General features: G+C 36.3%; 20 protein-coding genes and 2 pseudogenes. 18 read left to right on the top strand and 4 right to left on the bottom strand.

What is annotated here, in order from left to right; translation table 11 throughout:
• Positions 1-17 precede the first annotated feature (17 nt).
• From LC087_RS10415 to sufB, 8 genes and pseudogenes are all read left to right on the top strand, one after another.
• On the top strand, positions 18-923 hold the full coding sequence (locus LC087_RS10415) for a methylenetetrahydrofolate reductase (protein ID WP_226541086.1): 906 nt from the start codon (positions 18-20) through the stop codon (positions 921-923).
• A pseudogene (metH, locus tag LC087_RS10410) lies at positions 920-4,306 on the top strand (methionine synthase). Before LC087_RS10415 ends, metH begins: the two are co-directional and overlap by 4 nt.
• Positions 4,307-4,371: 65 nt before the next feature.
• A complete protein-coding gene (locus LC087_RS10405; RefSeq protein WP_226541084.1) occupies positions 4,372-4,740 on the top strand; it encodes a carboxymuconolactone decarboxylase family protein in 369 nt (122 codons plus the stop codon).
• Positions 4,741-5,033: 293 nt separating this feature from the next.
• Positions 5,034-5,819, top strand: coding sequence for a Fe-S cluster assembly ATPase SufC (sufC, locus tag LC087_RS10400; RefSeq protein WP_226541083.1), 786 nt, complete (start codon positions 5,034-5,036; stop codon positions 5,817-5,819).
• A gap of 15 nt (positions 5,820-5,834) precedes the next feature.
• Entirely contained in the window at positions 5,835-7,148 is a 1,314-nt protein-coding gene (gene sufD, locus LC087_RS10395) for a Fe-S cluster assembly protein SufD (protein WP_226541082.1), read from the top strand.
• Positions 7,148-8,368 (top strand): cysteine desulfurase, encoded by a 1,221-nt coding sequence (locus tag LC087_RS10390; RefSeq protein WP_226541081.1) that lies wholly within the window; start codon positions 7,148-7,150, stop codon positions 8,366-8,368. The genes sufD and LC087_RS10390 overlap by 1 nt, the downstream gene beginning before the upstream one ends.
• Positions 8,358-8,789, top strand: coding sequence for a Fe-S cluster assembly sulfur transfer protein SufU (sufU, locus tag LC087_RS10385; protein ID WP_226541079.1), 432 nt, complete (start codon positions 8,358-8,360; stop codon positions 8,787-8,789). The genes LC087_RS10390 and sufU overlap by 11 nt, the downstream gene beginning before the upstream one ends.
• A 24-nt stretch (positions 8,790-8,813) precedes the next feature.
• Positions 8,814-10,211 carry a Fe-S cluster assembly protein SufB gene (gene sufB / locus LC087_RS10380; protein ID WP_226541077.1) on the top strand — a complete coding sequence of 466 codons (1,398 nt, stop codon included), beginning with the start codon at positions 8,814-8,816 and terminating at the stop codon, positions 10,209-10,211.
• An 87-nt stretch (positions 10,212-10,298) separates the two neighbouring features.
• Here the strand turns inward: sufB and LC087_RS10375 are convergent, their stop codons facing one another.
• Entirely contained in the window at positions 10,299-11,498 is a 1,200-nt protein-coding gene (locus LC087_RS10375; RefSeq protein ID WP_226541075.1) for a tyrosine-type recombinase/integrase, read from the bottom strand.
• A 239-nt stretch (positions 11,499-11,737) separates the two neighbouring features.
• On the opposite strand from LC087_RS10375, the gene LC087_RS19695 reads away from it, so the two are divergent.
• Complete coding sequence (locus LC087_RS19695) at positions 11,738-11,821, top strand: putative holin-like toxin (protein ID WP_226541186.1); 84 nt, start codon at positions 11,738-11,740, stop codon at positions 11,819-11,821.
• Positions 11,822-12,232: 411 nt separating this feature from the next.
• Here the strand turns inward: LC087_RS19695 and LC087_RS10370 are convergent, their stop codons facing one another.
• Together LC087_RS10370 and LC087_RS10365 are read right to left on the bottom strand one after the other, a co-directional pair.
• Positions 12,233-13,177 carry an IS4 family transposase gene (locus tag LC087_RS10370; protein WP_306020806.1) on the bottom strand — a complete coding sequence of 315 codons (945 nt, stop codon included), beginning with the start codon at positions 13,175-13,177 and terminating at the stop codon, positions 12,233-12,235.
• A gap of 166 nt (positions 13,178-13,343) precedes the next feature.
• Positions 13,344-13,493 (bottom strand): annotated as a pseudogene (locus LC087_RS10365) (DUF4372 domain-containing protein); the annotation flags it as partial.
• 336 nt (positions 13,494-13,829) lie between these two features.
• On the opposite strand from LC087_RS10365, the gene LC087_RS10360 reads away from it, so the two are divergent.
• From LC087_RS10360 to LC087_RS10325, 9 genes are all read left to right on the top strand, one after another.
• Positions 13,830-15,056, top strand: a complete 1,227-nt coding sequence (locus LC087_RS10360) for an ISL3 family transposase (protein ID WP_306019544.1) — start codon at positions 13,830-13,832, stop codon at positions 15,054-15,056.
• Positions 15,057-15,162: 106 nt separating this feature from the next.
• Positions 15,163-15,414: a YcxB family protein gene (locus tag LC087_RS19690; protein WP_371932582.1), complete on the top strand. Its 252-nt coding sequence runs from the start codon at positions 15,163-15,165 to the stop codon at positions 15,412-15,414.
• Positions 15,415-15,623: 209 nt separating this feature from the next.
• Positions 15,624-15,833: a TM2 domain-containing protein gene (locus LC087_RS10355; RefSeq protein ID WP_226540379.1), complete on the top strand. Its 210-nt coding sequence runs from the start codon at positions 15,624-15,626 to the stop codon at positions 15,831-15,833.
• Between the two features lie 453 nt (positions 15,834-16,286).
• Positions 16,287-16,550 carry a hypothetical protein gene (locus tag LC087_RS10350; RefSeq protein ID WP_226540377.1) on the top strand — a complete coding sequence of 88 codons (264 nt, stop codon included), beginning with the start codon at positions 16,287-16,289 and terminating at the stop codon, positions 16,548-16,550.
• 100 nt (positions 16,551-16,650) lie between these two features.
• Complete coding sequence (locus LC087_RS10345; protein ID WP_226540376.1) at positions 16,651-17,175, top strand: hypothetical protein; 525 nt, start codon at positions 16,651-16,653, stop codon at positions 17,173-17,175.
• The gene (locus LC087_RS10340; protein WP_264189900.1) at positions 17,169-17,297 is read left to right on the top strand and encodes a hypothetical protein; all 129 of its coding nucleotides are present in this window, start codon (positions 17,169-17,171) and stop codon (positions 17,295-17,297) included. The genes LC087_RS10345 and LC087_RS10340 overlap by 7 nt, the downstream gene beginning before the upstream one ends.
• 47 nt (positions 17,298-17,344) lie before the next feature.
• Positions 17,345-17,557 (top strand): hemolysin XhlA family protein, encoded by a 213-nt coding sequence (locus LC087_RS10335; protein WP_226540375.1) that lies wholly within the window; start codon positions 17,345-17,347, stop codon positions 17,555-17,557.
• On the top strand, positions 17,541-17,729 hold the full coding sequence (locus LC087_RS10330; protein WP_264189899.1) for a holin: 189 nt from the start codon (positions 17,541-17,543) through the stop codon (positions 17,727-17,729). The genes LC087_RS10335 and LC087_RS10330 overlap by 17 nt, the downstream gene beginning before the upstream one ends.
• Before the next feature lie 60 nt (positions 17,730-17,789).
• Positions 17,790-18,347, top strand: a complete 558-nt coding sequence (locus tag LC087_RS10325) for a glycoside hydrolase family 25 protein (RefSeq protein WP_226540402.1) — start codon at positions 17,790-17,792, stop codon at positions 18,345-18,347.
• 447 nt (positions 18,348-18,794) lie between these two features.
• On the opposite strand, the gene LC087_RS10320 is transcribed toward LC087_RS10325, so the two are convergent.
• Positions 18,795-19,004, bottom strand: coding sequence for a hypothetical protein (locus LC087_RS10320; RefSeq protein ID WP_226538649.1), 210 nt, complete (start codon positions 19,002-19,004; stop codon positions 18,795-18,797).
• Between the last annotated feature and the right edge of the window lie 12 nt (positions 19,005-19,016).

Below are 19,016 nucleotides of genomic sequence, written 5' to 3'. Positions count from 1 at the left end.
AAAAAGGAGAGGGAGATGTGGAAAAGGAATCTTGCTATATAGAATCAGCGGGAGATCGAACGACTGTCATTGTGGAATTAGATCCTCCGAAGGAACCGAACCTAAGCGAGTATTTAAGAGGGGTTAAAGAACTCGAAAAAGCAGGAGCTGATACGATAACAATAGCAGACAATTCCATGTCTTATTCACGAATTTGTAATACAGTAGTTGCCTCCATCATAAAATCGGAGACGAGCTTTAATCCTCTTGTTCATATCGCTTGTAGAGATCGAAACCTTATTGGTCAACAGTCGAGATTCCTCGGCCTTCACATATTAGGTCTTGATAAGGTAATGATTGTTACAGGTGATCCTCCAAGATCAGGCGATCTGCCTCAGTCAAAAGCGGTGTTTGAAACAAACTCTATTAACCTAATGAATAAAGTGAAAGGATTAAATGATGGCCAATTTTTTTCGGGTGATCAGATGAAAAGCAAAACGGTTTTTAAAATAGGGGGAGCTATTAATCAGGGAAAGTATGGTTCACCTTCACTGGAGAGAATAGATCTAAAAATAAAGGCAGGTTGTCGTTTCTTCTTAACACAGCCTTTTTATTCTAAAGAGATGATAACGAGGTTTGCAGAATCGATTGAAACTTATGTAAAGGACACTGTTATATTTATAGGCATTATGCCACTTGTTTCCTTTAAAAATGCTCAGTTTCTTGATCAATATGTTTCGGGGGTTAATATCCCTTCAGATATTTTAAGTACCATGGCGAAATATAAGGGTGATGATGCTAAAAAAGCAGGGATCGAAATTGCGATTAACTTAGCAGAATATGCAAGACGGTTCTTTAAAGGACTTTATTTAATCACACCTTTTATGAAATATGATATCACCGCTGAAATTTGTAGTCATATGAAAAAAGAGGTGCTTTTATGAAGGATAGACTCTCGTCACAAATAAAAAGCAAAACACTATTGTTAGATGGTGCAATGGGAACGTTGTTACAACAAGCGAACCTTAATTCAGAAGACTTTGGAGGAGATATTTATGAAGGGTGTAATGAATATTTAAATCTCACTCAACCCCAAATCATTGAATCTATTCACCTACGATATTTAGAGGCAGGGTCAGATATTATTTGTACGAACACATTTGGTTCTACAACAATAGTGTTATCTGAATATGGATTAGAAAATCTTGCCCATCAAATTACTTTAAAAGGAGCACAATTAGCAAAAGGAGCCGTTCAATTATATGAAGAAAAGTATGGAAGGCAAGTATTTGTTGCTGGAGCAATGGGCCCTACGACGAAAGCTCTTTCTGTAACTGGAGGAGTGAGCTTTGATCAACTCGTTTCCAACTATTATGATCAAGCTAATTCCTTATTAATGGGCAAAGTGGACTGTTTATTACTTGAAACCTCCCAAGATACAAGAAATGTAAAGGCAGCAGGGATAGGAATTAATCAAGTGTTTGCTGACCGAAACGAAAGAGTGCCTATTTTCATCTCTGCAACAATTGAACCGATGGGAACCATGTTAGCCGGTCAAGCAATCGATTCGTTCTATACATCGATTGAGCACTTAAACCCAACAGCTGTCGGAATGAACTGCGCAACTGGTCCCGATTTTATGAAGGATCATATAAGAACGTTATCTTCGATCTCTAATACTCGCATATTATGTTATCCTAACGCTGGATTACCTGATGAAAACGGAACCTATCATGAAACACCCCTATCATTATCAAAGAAGTTAGAGGAATTTGTTAAGAATGGTTGGGTCGATATAATAGGAGGTTGTTGTGGCACAACACCTGAACATATTAAATCATTGAGGGAAATGTTAAATAAATACCCCATTCAAACACAAAAGCGAGTTCTTCATTTGCATTCTGTATCTGGAATTGAACGATTGCACTACGACCCTAAAGAGACACCGATATTTGTTGGAGAGAGGACAAATGTCATCGGATCTAGGAAGTTTAAAAAGTTAATTGTAGATGGTGAATATGAAAAGGCCTTGCGGAAATTGCTCGTTCTCAAGTGAAAAAAGGGGCTCATGTGATTGATATATGCTTAGCTAACCCAGATAGAGAAGAAGAAAAAGATATGGAAGAATTCCTTAAAATTGCAACCAAACTTCTTAAAGTTCCTTTGGTAATTGATTCTACTGATGAAAAAGTGATTGAGTTAGCATTGAAATATACTCAAGGAAAATCCATTATTAATTCGATAAATTTAGAAGATGGAACTGAAAGGTTTGAAAAGGTTATTCCTTTAGCTAAGAAATACGGGGCAGCTTTAGTGGTTGGTTTAATTGATGAAAAAGGGATGGCCATTTCAACAGAAAGAAAAATAGAAATTGCTTCGAGGTCTTATCATATTTTAATCGAACAGTATGAAGTTCACCCTTCGGATATCATCTTTGACCCTTTAGTTTTCCCAATTGCAACTGGTGATGCAAACTATAAAGGATCGCCAAATGCGACGATTGAAGCGATTATTGAAATTAAAAAGATATTTCCTCAATGCTTGACCATACTAGGAATTTCGAATATTTCTTTTGGCTTACCTCCACTAGGAAGAGAGGTGCTCAATTCTGTATTTCTTTATGAATGTACGAAAGCAGGATTAGACTATGCCATTGTAAATACTGAAAAGCTAGTCAGATATGCTTCGATTCCGGAGTCAGAAATCACGTTATCTGAAAATTTATTGTTTCGAACTTTAGAACAAGATGTATCTGAGTTTGTTAATCTATTTAGAGAAAGAGTTCCAGAAAAGAAATCACGTCTATTAACAGACCCAAAGGACAGATTAGCCCAATGTATTGTGGAAGGAACGAAGGAGGGACTCCTAGAAGATTTGGATCTTGTTAGGAAAGAAATGCCGCCTCTTGATATAATAAATGGGCCGTTAATGAAAGGAATGCAAAAAGTTGGTGAGTTGTTTAATGATAATAAATTGATTGTTGCTGAAGTGTTGCAGTCTGCAGAAGTAATGAAAACCTCTGTTTATTATCTGGAGAAGTGGATGGATAAAACAGAAGTAGCTAATAAAGGAAAAGTGTTATTAGCGACAGTAAAAGGGGATGTTCATGATATTGGAAAAAATCTAGTGGATATCATTATGTCGAACAACGGTTATCAAGTAATCAATTTAGGCATCAAGATTCCTTCAGATCGTTTAATTGAGGCTTATAAAAAAGAAGAACCGAATGTGATTGGATTATCAGGGTTGTTAGTGAAATCAGCTCAACAAATGGTGCTAACCGTTCAAGATTTAAAGTCCGCAGGAATCGATATTCCTATATTAGTAGGCGGAGCCGCGCTATCTAAAAAATTTACAACTGAAAAGATAGCACCACAATATGGGGGAAGCGTTCTTTATGCAAAAGATGCCATGAGTGGATTACGTCTATTACAAAACATTGAAAATGAAAATCAACTTGAACGACAAAGTCCAGTGATACAAACAAGCAAGCAAAAAAACCAACTTGTTCCTCCTGCCTTGGTCGTTAATCCTACCATTTCTCATCATCATAAAATTTCTTTACCTAACTGTTTTTCTCCTAAATTATATAAAGATTATCCAATTGATCAGGTTATCTCTTATATTAATTGGAAAATGTTATTAGGTAAACATTTAGGGGGTGAAGCCAACGACTTCACAATTAAAAAAACAAGAATTGAAATCATCTATACTTGAAATGATTGAAGAGATAAGACAGACAAATAAATTGATGACACTTAATGCAAAATATCAATTTTTTCACGCTTATTCATTTAAAAATCAAGTCGTGCTGTACGATAAAGTCAAAAATGAAACCATTCAAACATTTCAATTTCCAAGACAAACAAAAAATAAATACCTATCTATAGATTATGTAAGACCTAAACAGTATAACGACTTAGATTGTATTGCTTTAATGGTGGTAACCGCTGGAGAAGGTGTAAGTGAAAGGTCACGAGAGTATAAAGAGAATGGCGAATATTTAAAATCACACCTCATTCAAGCCTTGGCGTTAGAAGTAGCAGAGGCATTAGCAGAGTTCATTCATAAAAACATTAGAGAAGAGTTCGGATATTTTGACGAGGGATTGTCAATAAAGGATATATTAAAAGCACAATACAAAACATGCCGATATTCTTTCGGATATCCAGCTTGTCCTAACCTTGAAGATCAAGAGGCACTTTTTGATGTTCTTCAGCCACAAGATATTGGTGTGACACTAACAGAGGGCTATATGATGGAACCAGAGGCGTCTGTTTCTGCCTTTGTCGTTTCTCATCCCGAGGCTCAATATTTTATGGTGTAACTTGAATACAAAAGGAGAGTTTAAGCATACTATGGGTGACTAATGTTAAGAATGGAGTGTCCATTATGGATCATTATCAACCAAGTACTTCAACAGAAGCTGCTTTGCATGATTACAAAACAGGATTAGGTATTTTTTCGAAAAAGATGCCCGAACTTGCTAGACACTATAATCAGTTTACAGAAGAATGTTTCAAAGAAGGCTCTCTTTCTCAAAAAGAGAAGCAATTGATTGCCTTAGGAATTAGTATTGCTACTCAAGATGAATACTGTATGATATATCATACAAAAGGTTGCGTCGATCAAGGTGCAACAGAAGAAGAAATATTGGAGGTTGCAGGTGTTTCAGCAGCGTTTGGTGGTGGAGCAGCTATGAGCCAATCAGTTACGTTGTTACAAGAATCTATAAAGGAATTAAACAAATATAAACAATAACGCTAAGGGCTATACCTATTAAGGGTATAGTCCTTCACTATTTGTGTACATAAATTGGGTTAATATACGAGTTTCTTCTATTATATATAATAAATTGTTATGATAATATAGCCGATTTCGTTTTATGATTGTTATAGACATCTTGTTTAACAATTTATTTATAAGGGAATCATTTGTAAATATGAAGATGGATTCAATATGTTGTAATGTAATTTAATTTGTTATAAGATAAGAATGAGAATAAAATGAGAATTATTAAATTGATGAATATATGATTGATGGAGGGTATTGACATGGCAGGTTCTACTTTAGTTATTAAGGATTTACATGTTTCTGTAGAAGGAAAAGAAATCTTAAAAGGTGTTAACCTTGAAATTAACGGCGGAGAGTTTCATGCGATTATGGGACCGAACGGAACTGGAAAATCTACATTATCCGCAGCAATAATGGGTCACCCTAAATATGAAGTAACTCAAGGAAGCATTATTCTTGATGGAGAAGACGTTTTGGAAATGGAAGTCGATGAGCGTGCAAAAGCAGGTTTATTCTTAGCCATGCAATATCCAAGTGAGATTGCAGGGGTTACGAATGCGGACTTCTTACGTTCTTCTATTAACGCTCGTCGTGAAGAAGGCGATGAGATTTCTCTAATGAAGTTCATTCGTGAAATGGATAAAAAGATGGATCTATTAGATATGGACCCAGATATGGCACAACGTTATTTAAATGAAGGATTCTCAGGTGGAGAAAAGAAACGTAATGAAATTCTTCAACTCATGATGATTAACCCTAAGATCGCGATTTTAGATGAAATTGACTCAGGTTTAGATATAGATGCTTTAAAAGTCGTTTCTAAAGGAATTAACGAAATGCGTGGCAGTGAGTTTGGCTGTTTAATTATTACACACTACCAACGTCTTCTTAACTATATTACTCCTGACTTTGTTCATGTTATGATGCAAGGAAAGGTTGTTAAATCTGGTGGTCCAGAATTAGCACAGCGTTTAGAAAATGAAGGCTATGATTGGATTAAAGCTGAACTAGGGATTGAAGATGAAACTGTAGGGCAAGAAGCGTAAGGAAGGAGGATAACCATGACAGTTGAAACGAATTTGACATTTGATCAGGAATATATTAAATCCTATTCCGAAAAAATGGGTGAACCGAATTGGTTGAAGGAACTTCGCTTACAGGCACTTGCAAAAGTAGAAGATCTCCCAATGCCAAATCCAGATAAAACGAAAATTACAGGATGGAATTTAACTCAGTTTGCAACCCATATTGTTGAAGAGCAAACGTTGAACTCTTTGGAAGACCTTCCAGAAGAAGTGAAAGCGTTAATTAACTTAGATGAGTCGACCAAAAACCTTTATGTACAGAAAGATCAAACACCTGTACACACTTCCCTTACAAAGGAATTAAAAGACCAAGGGGTTATTTTTACTGATATTCATACGGCTGCTAAAGAACATCCAGAATTAGTTCAAAAATATTTTATGACAGATGATGGTGTCAAGGTTGATGAACATCGCTTAACGGCTCTTCACGCAGCATACATGAACGGTGGAGTTTTTGTCTACGTTCCTAAAAATGTTGAAGTGAAAACACCATTACAAGCCATTTATGTTCATGGGAATCCGAATACGAATCTATTCAATCACGTGATTGTCGTAGCTGATGACCATAGTTCTGTTACGTTTGTAGAATCCTATATTTCTACCACTAAAGTTGAAAATGCGATTTTTAATATTGTATCAGAAGTACATGCAGAAACGAATGCAAAAGTAACGTTTGGAACAGTTGACAATTTAGCTGAGAATGTAACCACTTATGTAAATCGTCGTGGTGTTGCTCGTAAAGATGGTCGTATTGAATGGGCACTTGGGTTAATGAATGACGGAGATACAATTTCTGAAAATGTAACCAATCTAATGGGCGATGGTTCATATGGTGATACGAAGATGGTCGTAGTCGGCCGAGGGAAACAAAAGCAAAACTTCACCACGAAAATTGTTCACTTTGGTAAAAACTCAGAAGGATATATATTAAAGCATGGCGTAATGAAAGAGAGTTCTTCTTCAATATTTAACGGTATTGGAAAAATAGAACACGGAGCTTCTAAATCAAATGCGGAACAAGAGTCTAGAGTTTTAATGTTGAGTGAAAAGGCTCGTGGAGATGCAAATCCTATCCTCTTGATTGATGAAGATGATGTTACAGCAGGTCATGCAGCTTCTGTTGGGCGAGTAGATCCAATTCAATTATTCTATTTAATGAGTCGTGGAATATCGCAAGTAGAAGCGGAGCGACTTGTTATTCATGGTTTCCTAGCTCCTGTTGTTAATAATCTTCCGATAGAAGAAGTGAAGAAGCAGTTAACAGAGGTTATTGAAAGGAAAGTTAAATAATGGATATCCAGCATATTCGTGATCAATTTCCGATTCTTGATCAAGAAGTGAATGGAAAACCACTCGTTTATCTAGACAGCGCAGCAACATCGCAAAAGCCACTCTCTGTCATCCATGAGTTATCCCATTATTATAATCACTATAACTCTAATGTGCACAGAGGGGTTCATACGCTAGGGACAAAGGCAACGGATCGATATGAAGGTGCTCGTGAACGTGTGAGAAAATTCATTAATGCTAATAGCACAGAAGAAGTTATTTTTACTCGTGGAACGACGACGGCATTAAATTCAATTGCTTCTAGCTATGGTGGGGCAAATGTTGAAGAAGGTGATGAAATTGTCATCACCTATATGGAACACCATTCGAATATTATTCCATGGCAGCAACTGGCGAAGAAGAAAAACGCAGAGTTAAAGTATTTACCTCTTCAAGAAGATGGATCGATTTCTTTAAAAGATGTAGAAGAGACCATTACCGAAAAAACAAAAATCGTTTCCATTATGTATGTATCAAACGTACTAGGAACGATCAATCCTATTAAAGATATTGCAAAAATTGCTCACAAAAAAGGAGCAAAGATCGTTATTGACGCCGCTCAGGCAGCTCCACATATGAAAATAGATGTTCAAGACTTAGATGTAGACTTTTTAACCTTTTCTGCTCATAAAATGTGTGGTCCAACTGGGATTGGCGTAATGTATGGGAAAAAGCAACTTCTAGAAAATATGGAACCAGCCGAATTCGGTGGTGAAATGATTGATTTTGTAGGGTTGTATGAATCGACATGGAAAGAACTCCCGTGGAAATTTGAAGCGGGAACACCGATCATTGCAGGAGCCATTGGTTTAGCTGCTGCGATTGATTTCTTAGAAGACATAGGACTTGATAACATTGCTGAATATGAACACCATCTAGCGCAATATGCTATAGAGAAAATGTCTTCTCTTGATGGATTAACGATTTACGGCCCCCAAAATCGAGCAGGACTTGTTACTTTTAATATTGATGAAGTGCATCCACACGATGTGGCTACTGTATTAGATGCTGAAGGAATCGCTGTTAGAGCCGGACACCATTGCGCACAGCCATTAATGAAATGGTTAAATGTTTCATCTACTGCTAGAGCTAGCTTTTATTTATACAATACAGAAGCTGACATCGATAAGCTAGTAGAAGGGCTAGTGAAAACAAAGGAGTATTTTAGTAATGTCATTTAATAACCTTGACACGTTGTATCGCCAAGTGATCATGGATCATTATAAAAGACCACGTAATAAAGGGATTATTGATGAAGGTATTACCGTAGATATGAATAATCCGACTTGCGGAGACCGAATTCGTCTAACGATGAAAACAGAGGGAGATAAGGTTGTTGATGCAAAATTTGAAGGAGAAGGCTGTTCAATCTCAATGTCTTCTGCTTCAATGATGACAGAAGCGATTAAAGGACAAACAATCGAAAATGCATTAAAGCTTTCGAATATCTTTTCTGATTTGATGCAAGGTAAAGAATATGATGAAGAAGAACTTGATTTAGGAGATATTGAGGCTTTGCAAGGAGTGGCAAAGTTTCCTGCCAGAATTAAGTGTGCGACTCTATCCTGGAAAGCGATGGAGAAGGCTTTTAAGGAAGACTAAAACAAGTAAGGAGTGATAGGGATAATGGCTAAACAAATGCCGGAAATTGGTGATTATAAGTATGGGTTCCATGATCGTGATGTTTCGATTTTCCGTTCAGAGCGTGGATTAACAAAGGAAATTGTTGAAGAAATATCTAAAATGAAAGAAGAACCACAATGGATGCTAGACTTCCGTTTAAAATCTCTTGAGCATTTTTATAATATGCCGATGCCACAATGGGGTGGCGATTTAGCTGCACTTAACTTCGATGAAATCACCTATTATGTCAAACCTTCGGAGAAGTCAGAAAAATCATGGGATGAAGTTCCTGAAGAGATAAAACAAACGTTTGATAAGTTAGGAATTCCTGAAGCTGAACAAAAATATTTAGCAGGTGTTTCTGCTCAATATGAATCCGAAGTTGTCTATCATAATATGCAAGAAGATTTAGAATCACAAGGAATTATTTTTAAGGATACCGATAGTGCCTTACGTGAAGATGAAGAAATCTTCAAAGAGCATTGGGCGACTGTCATTCCTCCTACAGATAATAAGTTTGCGGCTTTAAACTCTGCTGTTTGGTCTGGTGGATCATTCATTTATGTTCCAAAAGGAGTAAAGGTTGAAACGCCATTACAAGCTTATTTCCGTATTAATTCAGAGAATATGGGACAGTTTGAGCGTACCCTTATCATCGTTGACGAAGGAGCTCACGTTCACTACGTTGAAGGTTGTACGGCTCCTGTTTATACGACAAACTCATTGCACAGCGCGGTAGTAGAAATTATCGTCAAAAAAGATGCCTATTGCCGTTATACAACGATCCAAAACTGGGCAAACAACGTCTTTAACCTTGTAACGAAGCGTGCAGTTTGCGAACAAAATGGAACGATGGAATGGATTGACGGAAATATTGGATCTAAACTAACGATGAAATATCCGGCTGTCATTTTAAAAGGTGAAGGTGCACGTGGAATGACCCTTTCGATTGCTTTAGCAGGTAAAGGTCAGCACCAAGATGCAGGAGCAAAAATGATTCATTTAGCTCCGAATACTTCGTCTACGATTGTTTCAAAATCCATTTCCAAACAAGGCGGAAAAGTAACATACCGTGGAATCGTTCACTTCGGCCGCCGCGCAGAAGGAGCAAGATCAAACATTGAGTGTGATACACTCATTATGGATAACGAATCAACGTCAGATACAATTCCTTACAATGAAATCTTTAACGATAACATTTCGTTAGAGCACGAGGCGAAAGTTTCAAAAGTATCCGAAGAACAACTTTTCTACTTGATGAGTAGAGGAATTTCAGAGGAAGAAGCAACAGAAATGATTGTAATGGGCTTCATCGAGCCATTTACAAAAGAGCTTCCAATGGAATATGCGGTAGAAATGAACCGTCTTATTAAATTCGAAATGGAAGGTAGTATTGGATAAGGTGCTTTAAACATTGATATATCAATGTTTTGTTAACACCATTTCTCAATGAAAACTAAAACGTGCCGATTTTGTGCCGATTCAGATTTAATTATGAGTGTAGGAGGCGAACTTTTTAAGTTCGTCTTCTTCTATTTTTCCGGTAATATCCAGGTAAGTGTCCGCAGTGGTTTTGATGGTTTTGTGTCCTAATCTTTTGGAAACAAACTTAATGCTTGCTCCTGATTCAAGAAGTAAAACTGCATGTGTATGTCTAAATCCATGGGTACCTTTATAATCGATTTCAGCTTTTTTGCAATAATCTCGAATGGAGTCTCGAACAGTTGAAGGTGTTAGGTAGTTCCCTAAATAGTTTTGAAAAATGATACCGTCGCTATTTTTGTAGAAGTGATCTGTCCCTAATATCATTTCGTTTTGCTTGAGTTTAAATTTTTTGAGTTCATGTAAAAGTTCATCATTTAGTCCTATTGTTCTATATGAGGATGAGTTCTTGAGTGTGGTGATTTTCACATTATTATGGTCATCCCTACTTGTTTGCCGTTCTACAGTCAGTTTGTTCCCATTAATGTCACTCCACCTTAAAGCTAAGGCTTCACTAATTCTCACTCCAGTTTGACTTAGAAAATACATCAACATATAGTAAATCTGATAGCCTGAATATCTTTGGTGTTTGTATTCTTTCATATAGTTTAACAATGCGTTTAGTTCGTCAAGAATATAGTACTTTGTTTCTGTGTTAATTCCAACAGAGTCTTTAACTGGGACTCTTAAACGATCACAAGGTTTTTTTTCTAATACCTCTAATTCATGTACGGCATAGTGGAAAATGCTCTTTAATACCGATAAATGTCTCAATCTAGTACCAAATGAATACTTTTCATTTCCAACTTCATCAACCATGTTCGTATATTCTTGCGTCCACTTTTTTATGTCTGCTCTCCTGATTAACATAATTCTATGAGATCCGAACCGAGGTAAGATATGAACTCTTACAGTCATTTCTAGTTGTACGAACGTAGAATCTTTTACGTTTGATTTTTTGTGTTTGAATAACCATTCGTTTGCCACATCTTCAAACAGCATATTTCTGTCATTTAAAGTTTGTCCGTAATAAATTCTTTCTTCTACTTTTGAAGATTCAATCTCGGCTTCTTTTTTCGTTCTAAACGTACCAATACTAAACTCTCTTCCTTCTTTTGATACTCTCGCTTGCCATTTTCCGCTTTTTGATTTTCTGAATGTAGCCAATTGAATCATCTCAAACTCAATATAAGGCTGTCCACTCACATTCACCAACTTCTAAACACTTGCAGAAGGGGTTTGTTTACTATAAACTCAAAGTAATGATTGAATGGGTTGTCCTCAAACTTGGCGGTGGAGGGACAGCCTATTTTTATTTATCATAACTTTACCAATTCTATTTTACAAATTAAATTTCTTTGTCCAAATTATGTTATAATTCTTCTTGAACAATAGATCGGCTTTGAGGGTGGTAGTTCATTCCCCTATCGAAAGGGGGTGGACGTATGACAGTATTTGAAACATTGATGGCTATGATCGCTTTTGGATCGCTCATTGTGGCAATATTGTCTTTTAACCATAAAAAATAACCACCCTCAAGCATCCAAACTTTAAGTGGTGGTTATTTTTCTGAACATAATTCAGAACTATCGCCCTTAGAGCGTCTATTGTATATCGACCGTGGGTGTTTGCGCACCCGCGGTCTTTTTTATTCTATGCTTGTCCTGAGTTCATTATAACTGATTTGCAAAATAAAACCAAGTGGTTACAAATTGAAACGCCTTACTGTATAATAAGATTAGCAAAATGTAATGGACGCCTTGATGGGCGTTATTTGTATTGATTCATTAACGTTGCATAAAACTTCACAATAAAAATCAAGCAGCCTTCGATTGGAAAACACTTCTAATAACTGAATTTTCCGTCTTTTTAAAATTAAAAAAGAGAGAACCTCTGTATCAAGCAGCCTTTATCCATATTTTTAAAGAATTATACTTTTATTATGAAAAGTGTACAAAAAGAGGTTCGCCTGTTGGTTTGTCTAAAAAGTCCACCTCCCCTCTAAGTACTTGCTGCTCGAGCATCCTGTATTCTACTTCCCAATTTTGCTTCCTTCGCCCTTTGGAGGTTCGGGTCTTTTCTTTGAACAACGCTTTAACAAATATATGAAACGGCTGATATAACAAGGTTTCCAGTCTTCTCTTAAAGGTTAGTAGGGAACCATCATCATTTAAGGACAGCTTCAGTAATACCTCTAGGCTATACGTAATAAGAGCGATCCAAATTTGATTATAAACCGCGTTTGGACTCTTTCCATAAAAAGAGGTGATGTTAAGATGCTGCTTCATCCATTTAAAAAAGGTTTCGATCTTCCAACGATATCGATATAGATCACCAATTTCTTTTGCGGTTAAGTCAAAACAACTTGTAATGAGAATAACTTCATTACCTTCACGATCCTTTGTTTTGATTAAACGAACCGTGTGCATCATCTTTGTCCCTGTTTGTTCACCCCCAAGATACACTTCAGCGTCTTGAAAAATGAGATTTTCGGGATCCGGGACTTGTTCATTTAAATACTCGATTTTGGCGTTCTTCTTTAACCTTGTAATAAATCGAATGTCTTTAAAACAATAGTGATCAAGCTGTTTATAATCCATATACCCACGATCAAAAAGATAAAGGCAATCAGGGTCTAATTCCACTAACGAATCCATCTTAGAAAGATCAGAATGGTTCGCAGGAGATAACACGACCTCATCTGGAATGGTCATTTCTTTTGTCACAACGACTTTAAGATGCAGCTTAATACCGGCTTTTGTTTTTCGAAACGTGGCCCATGGATACTGAGATAAAGACATGGTCATCGTAGAAGAATCGATCACATGTAAACGACTGATCTCTCGAATAATAGGCTTGTTTTTTAATCGATAGTGAATTTTCATCAAAAGGGTGGCGAAAAACCTTTTCAAAAACAGAAGAAGGAATGGCTTTAAGCCTTCTGGATAATTGAGAAGTACTAATGGAATCAAGTTTGATCATTTCCTGCAGTTGTTTCTCATCTTCTAAATAAAGAGAAACATGGGTTAAACTTTCAATCTCTCGAATATGAGCAACAATGGAAATCTGAAATAAACAGTAGGTCGTCAGTTTCTTTATGTACTTATCTAAATTGTGAACGTTGGTTATTTTTTTAAACGTATCTTCATCTAAAAATTCTAGTAGTTTATTTAAAGTAGGATGTGTGCTACAATTATCCATGCTTGTTTCCTTTATAGTTTGGATTTGGACATGTGCTACTTGTTCTCCAAATTATAAAGGATCTTTTTATACCTAAAAAGACTTGTATTTTCCATAATTTCAATAATATTCAAGTTTTTTCTTTCAATAAAGGTATTGACATTTTGAAAAATAGTTAATTCAAAGCTAATGATTATTAATGATAATGGAACACAACAAATACTAAATCAATCTCATAGTTACCATGAATGGGATAGAATTTACAAAGCAGTTGGAACTAAAGAGCTTCTTCGCTGTTTAAGATGGTGCAATAGTGACGATACTGGATTCTAAAACAATAGAATACAGGTGATCAAGATGTTAATAGAAGTGAAGGGTATAGAAGAGGTCTTTCATATTTCGGAGCCATGGTATATAGAAAGTTGTATATTTAGCAATGAACATCAACAATTAGATGTCTATGTAGATATTCGTAAAGGTGCACGGTTTTCCTGTGCGAATTGTGGAGCAGAAAGCCAATCCGTATATGACATAGCTGACTACAACCGAACGTGGAGGCATTTAAATTTCCTCGAATATCCCTGTTATATCCATGCAGAATTACCTAGGACGGATTGTCAGAACTGCCAAAAGGTTCATCGTGTGAAAATCCCTTGGGCGATTAAGAGTCGATCCAATTTCACGATCCTTTTCGACGCATGGATTATGACCCTGGCAAAAGATATGCCTATGAGTGCGATCAGCCGTTTAGTTGGTGAACACGATACCCAGTTGTGGAGAATTCTTCACTATTATGTGGACAACGCGATTGAGTCTCAAGACTTATCAGAAGTGACGATGATTAGTACAGATGAAACCTCTTCAAAGAGAGGGCATAACTATATCACGATTTTTATGGATCCCCAAAAAAAGAATGTCATCCACGTCACAAAGGGAAAGGACTCTAGTACATGGGAAGAGTGTAAGAAACATTTAGAATCTCGCGGAGGACAGGCAGAGAAAATAACAGAAGTATGTATGGATATGTCCCCTGCTTTTATTAAGGGAGCGAAAGAAAACTTCCCCAAAGCATCCATCACATTTGATAAGTTTCATGTCGTCAAAGCCGTAAATGAAGCAGTAGACGATGTGCGTCGTAAGGAACAAAAAACGTGTAAAGACTTAAAAAACACACGATATGTCTGGTTAAAAAATGAGAAAAACTTAACAAGCTCTCAAAGAGAAACCCTTGATCGTTTAAAAGATTGTAACTTAGATACAGCGAAAGCCTATCGTATGCGAATAAGCTTTCAAGAAATCTTTCAATACCCTCGTGAAATTGCCCCTATGGTATTAAACGACTGGATTGAGTGGGGACTTCGTTGCAGACTGAAGCCCATGGTAGATGTTTCAAAGACCATTAAAGACCACTATGACGGAATTATCAGGTGGTTCTCATCCAAGCTAAACAATGGCTTATTAGAAGGAATTAATAGTGTCTTTCAGGCTGCCAAAAGAAAAGCACGAGGCTATCGTTCGCATAAAAATATGGTGGCCATGGTCTTTTTACTCCATGGAAAACTGGACTTCAAATTAAATAAATAAAAAAGAACAAGTAACAGTTTGGAGCCATACCTCGCTTCACAACTGAACTCATTCCCTTGTCCAGTAAATAGTGTAACCAGGGATCCGTTTTTTAACCCTGTAACAGGTGGAAAATACTGAGCGAGCAATTGAACTTATTCTCTTGTCCGCTTTTAAGTCTTTTAGAAAAGAAGTTTTTTATTTTCTAAATAATCATTCTAAATGGCGAAGAGCCACTAAAGATTTATTATTACTATATATCTCTCAAAACCAGGCAATGATATTACCAAGACGATTTTTCAAATTAGAAGAAGAAATTAATTTATTTAAGGGTATTGTGAAACGGAATATGCCATCTGATAAAGTTAAGTTTAAATAAGAGCATCCAGCAGGGTGCTTTTTTGTGCGAGCCACCTACTAGGTCGAATTGTACAAAACAATTTTTGAACGTGGATGTGTGGTGGCTCTTAATATTATTATTTTTAAAAAAACTAAATATTATGTATTTGAAACTTTATCTCCTTTATGTCGTATAATTTAATATGAAATTCTTTTGCAATTATTTTATTTAAACAGGAGAGATGCTAAATGTCAGAGAAAAATTGGGTAGCAACGTTATTATTATGTTTCTTCTTAGGTGTCCTAGGTGTACACCGTTTCTATGTCGGAAAGATCGGTACAGGAATTCTAATGCTTATTACAGGTGGTGGATTTGGGATATGGGTATTGATTGATTTTATTATGATCATTGTTGGTAGTTTCAAAGATAAAGAAGGTAATCCGATAAAAGCATCCTAATTAGGATGTTTTTTCTCTTTTAGAATTTATTCTGTAACTTTTCCCAAGAAGTTTTGTCTAAACAAGTAGAACAAGACAAATTATCTGAGAAGAATGGAGAAGCATAAATGGGAATATCAGATGTATTTCATCCACTTATTTTGGAGTTATTAATAATACCCATATCTATTTTACTGGGTGTCATAACGGCATTGTATTCAAAGAAGATATTTATAGGTCTTGGCATGTATTTTTTTATATTTATAGTATTTGACATTTGGTTTAATGGATATTTTTATGAATCAGGAATCTACGGTTATAACTTTTTTGATAGCTGTTATTTTTATGTTTTTTTCGCAGGTATAACAGGGGTTATTTCTTGGAGCATAATGAAGGGTACAAACTTAAGATGAATATAGGAATGAAACCCTCTCTCTTTTATGTCGTATAATGGATGAGAAAGGAGTTTTTGTTTTGGAGAAGATTAAACATATCATTTTTGTAATTATTTTTATTGGTATTCTTGGCATCATTAAAAAATTTCTCCCTGTTCTATTTAATATATTCTGGTTAGGTAGTTGGATTGTTATTGTTATATTTGGCGTATTTCGCTTGAAAAGAATCTTTACAACATTAAGAGCGAACGAATTAAATAAAAAAACGATACGAGAAGATATTTTCATGGTTTTATTAGCTATAGTTGCAACTTATTCGGTGTGGTCAGCTATAACCAACTGAACCTACCTAAAATATTATCAATAGGGTACACGAATTCGACAAATGCATCACATAACAATGAAAGGAAAATTGTCCTTTTAGTCCGAGAGGAGGCAACTCAATGGGATTAAACTTTTTAAACAAAGCCTTTAACACGTTTACCATCGCTCGAGACAACGGGAAAAGTGGACCGATCACAGATGTCAGCTTGCAGGAGCGAAAGGCGAGGTTGACGATGATAGAAGTTTATTCATCAACAACAGTCCCTGCTGGGGGAAGTGAAATCATAGAAATTAAGCCTACAGACGGAACAATCGCTAAAGTGGAATCGATTTTCATTTACGTAGATTTTCCCTTAGGTGGAAGCGGAACACACGAAATCGTTTTAGCGAGCGGGAAAAATGAATACCACCACAAAATTACGAATGTCAAGTCAAGCAACACGTTGAGAATTATTAGTAATAGAGTTGATATAGGAAGCGAAGTGAATAGTAGGACAATTTTAGAGTTACAGAATCATTTTTTAAACACAGAATTCGATAAAAATATACCTATTATGCTGAAGTATATAAATCAAACAAACGTAGATAAATCAAAGAGTAGATATATTTCCATTAAAATCCGAGAGGAGGCGGTCACATGGTAAAACATGTCGTAGACACATTCACCGTCGAGGAATTGGACGAAAACGGAAACTTAATCAACGTGCAATATCAAGTCGTGGAAGTGAAAGAAAACGCGACGATCTCGCAGAAAGTATTAGATTAGAAGGAGCCGAATAGGCTTTTTTATTTTGCATTTTAGGAGATGAAAAGATGGAGCAAAGAGTAAGACAACTAGAATCCGATGTTACAGATTTAAAGACTCGTGTTGCAGTCGCAGAATCGAACATCACTGATATAAAGACAGACTTAGCAAGTATAAAAAACAACACCACATGGCTCCTACGAATCGTAATAGGAGCTATTGTTTTGAGTCTATTAGGTTTGCTCATGGGAGGAGGTGAGATCCTTGCCAAAACGTTTTAAAAACTATGGTTTATGGGTCAGTGTGGCAGCTCTTGGAGGTCTTTTTGTAAATGATCTTGGACTACTTGCTCCAGACAAATATCAAGCTTATGTAGATGCAATCCTAGCTGTTTTAGTAGCTGGGGGTATTATCAACAACCCAAGCTTAGGAAAAGGATACAAGGATCAATAGAGTCACACTGTGGCTCTTTTTTTCATATTAAAAATAATAAGAGTGATAGATTATGAGTAAATATATTATCGACGTACACATCACCAAGTACCAAGTAAGATCAATTATGCCAAGCTTGCTAGCCAAGTATCCTTAGCGATTATCCGCACTCAATACGGATCACTAACCATTGACAGACACTATAAACAACACCATGACGAGTTTAAAAAACGTGGGGTTCCAACGGCTGCTTATGCATGGGTACGCGGAGTGAATGTAAATGACATGGAGGTTGAAGCTACAGACTTCTATAGCCGTACAAAATCTTTAAATTCTACCTTCTGGTGGTTAGATGTCGAAGAGGAATCTATGAAAGATATGAGAGCCGGTGTATCAGCGTATGTTAAAAAGCTTCGTAGTTTAGGAGCGAAAAAAGTAGGTATCTACGTATGTCATCACTGGTACAAAAGATTAAATCTAGATGAAGTTGACGCGGTTTGGATTCCTCACTATGGAAGGAATGATGGAACACCTAACAGCAAACCATCTTTCCCTTGTGATCTTCACGAGTACACCGATAAAGGCCGTTTAGATGGATACGCAAGTAATTTTGATCTAAACCGTATCTTGAGCAATTAAAAGCTAGAGTTTTTCACGGGCGAGACTAAAAAGACTGTTAAATCTAAACCAAAAGCAAAGGCAAAACCTAAATCAGATGGCTATATGCATGTGGTCAAAAAAGGAGATACATTAAGTCAAATCACTGATAAATATTATCTAAGCGTTAAATATATCGCTAGTCTCAACAACATCAAAAATCCTAATCTAATCTATCCAGGGCAACGATTAAAGCTAAAAGGGTAAGCTAAAGAGTATCACAAGGTTAGATCCGGTGACACGATGAGCGAGATCGCAAAAAAATATGAAACTAACTTGTCCAAGCTTAAAAAGCTCAACCCACAAATTAAAGAGGTGAACTTTATCTATCCAGGGCAAAGACTAAGAGTGAAATAATCTGACCATACTGCTAAGATCTCCTTTAATGTATGACAAAACCCACTCAAGCGAGTGGGTTGATAGCTCAACTTAATCTGGATACGTAATAATACGTTCGATTTTATCAATAGATACGAAATAAACAGCCTGGGGATTGTTTAAATCTTTTCCAGCAACTACTCCATTTTCCACTTTTTTAACAACGAGATTTTGAATATCCCCACTGTTAAGAAGTAAAGCTACTGCTCTGTTTATCTGACATTTTAGAATTTCAGCTAGCCCATCACAAGGGTGGTACATATTAATTAATCA

The organism is Bacillus carboniphilus (assembly GCF_020524035.2).
Lineage (GTDB): Bacteria > Bacillota > Bacilli > Bacillales > JAIVKR01 > Bacillus_CC.
This window is presented reverse-complemented; position numbering and strand designations above follow the sequence as displayed.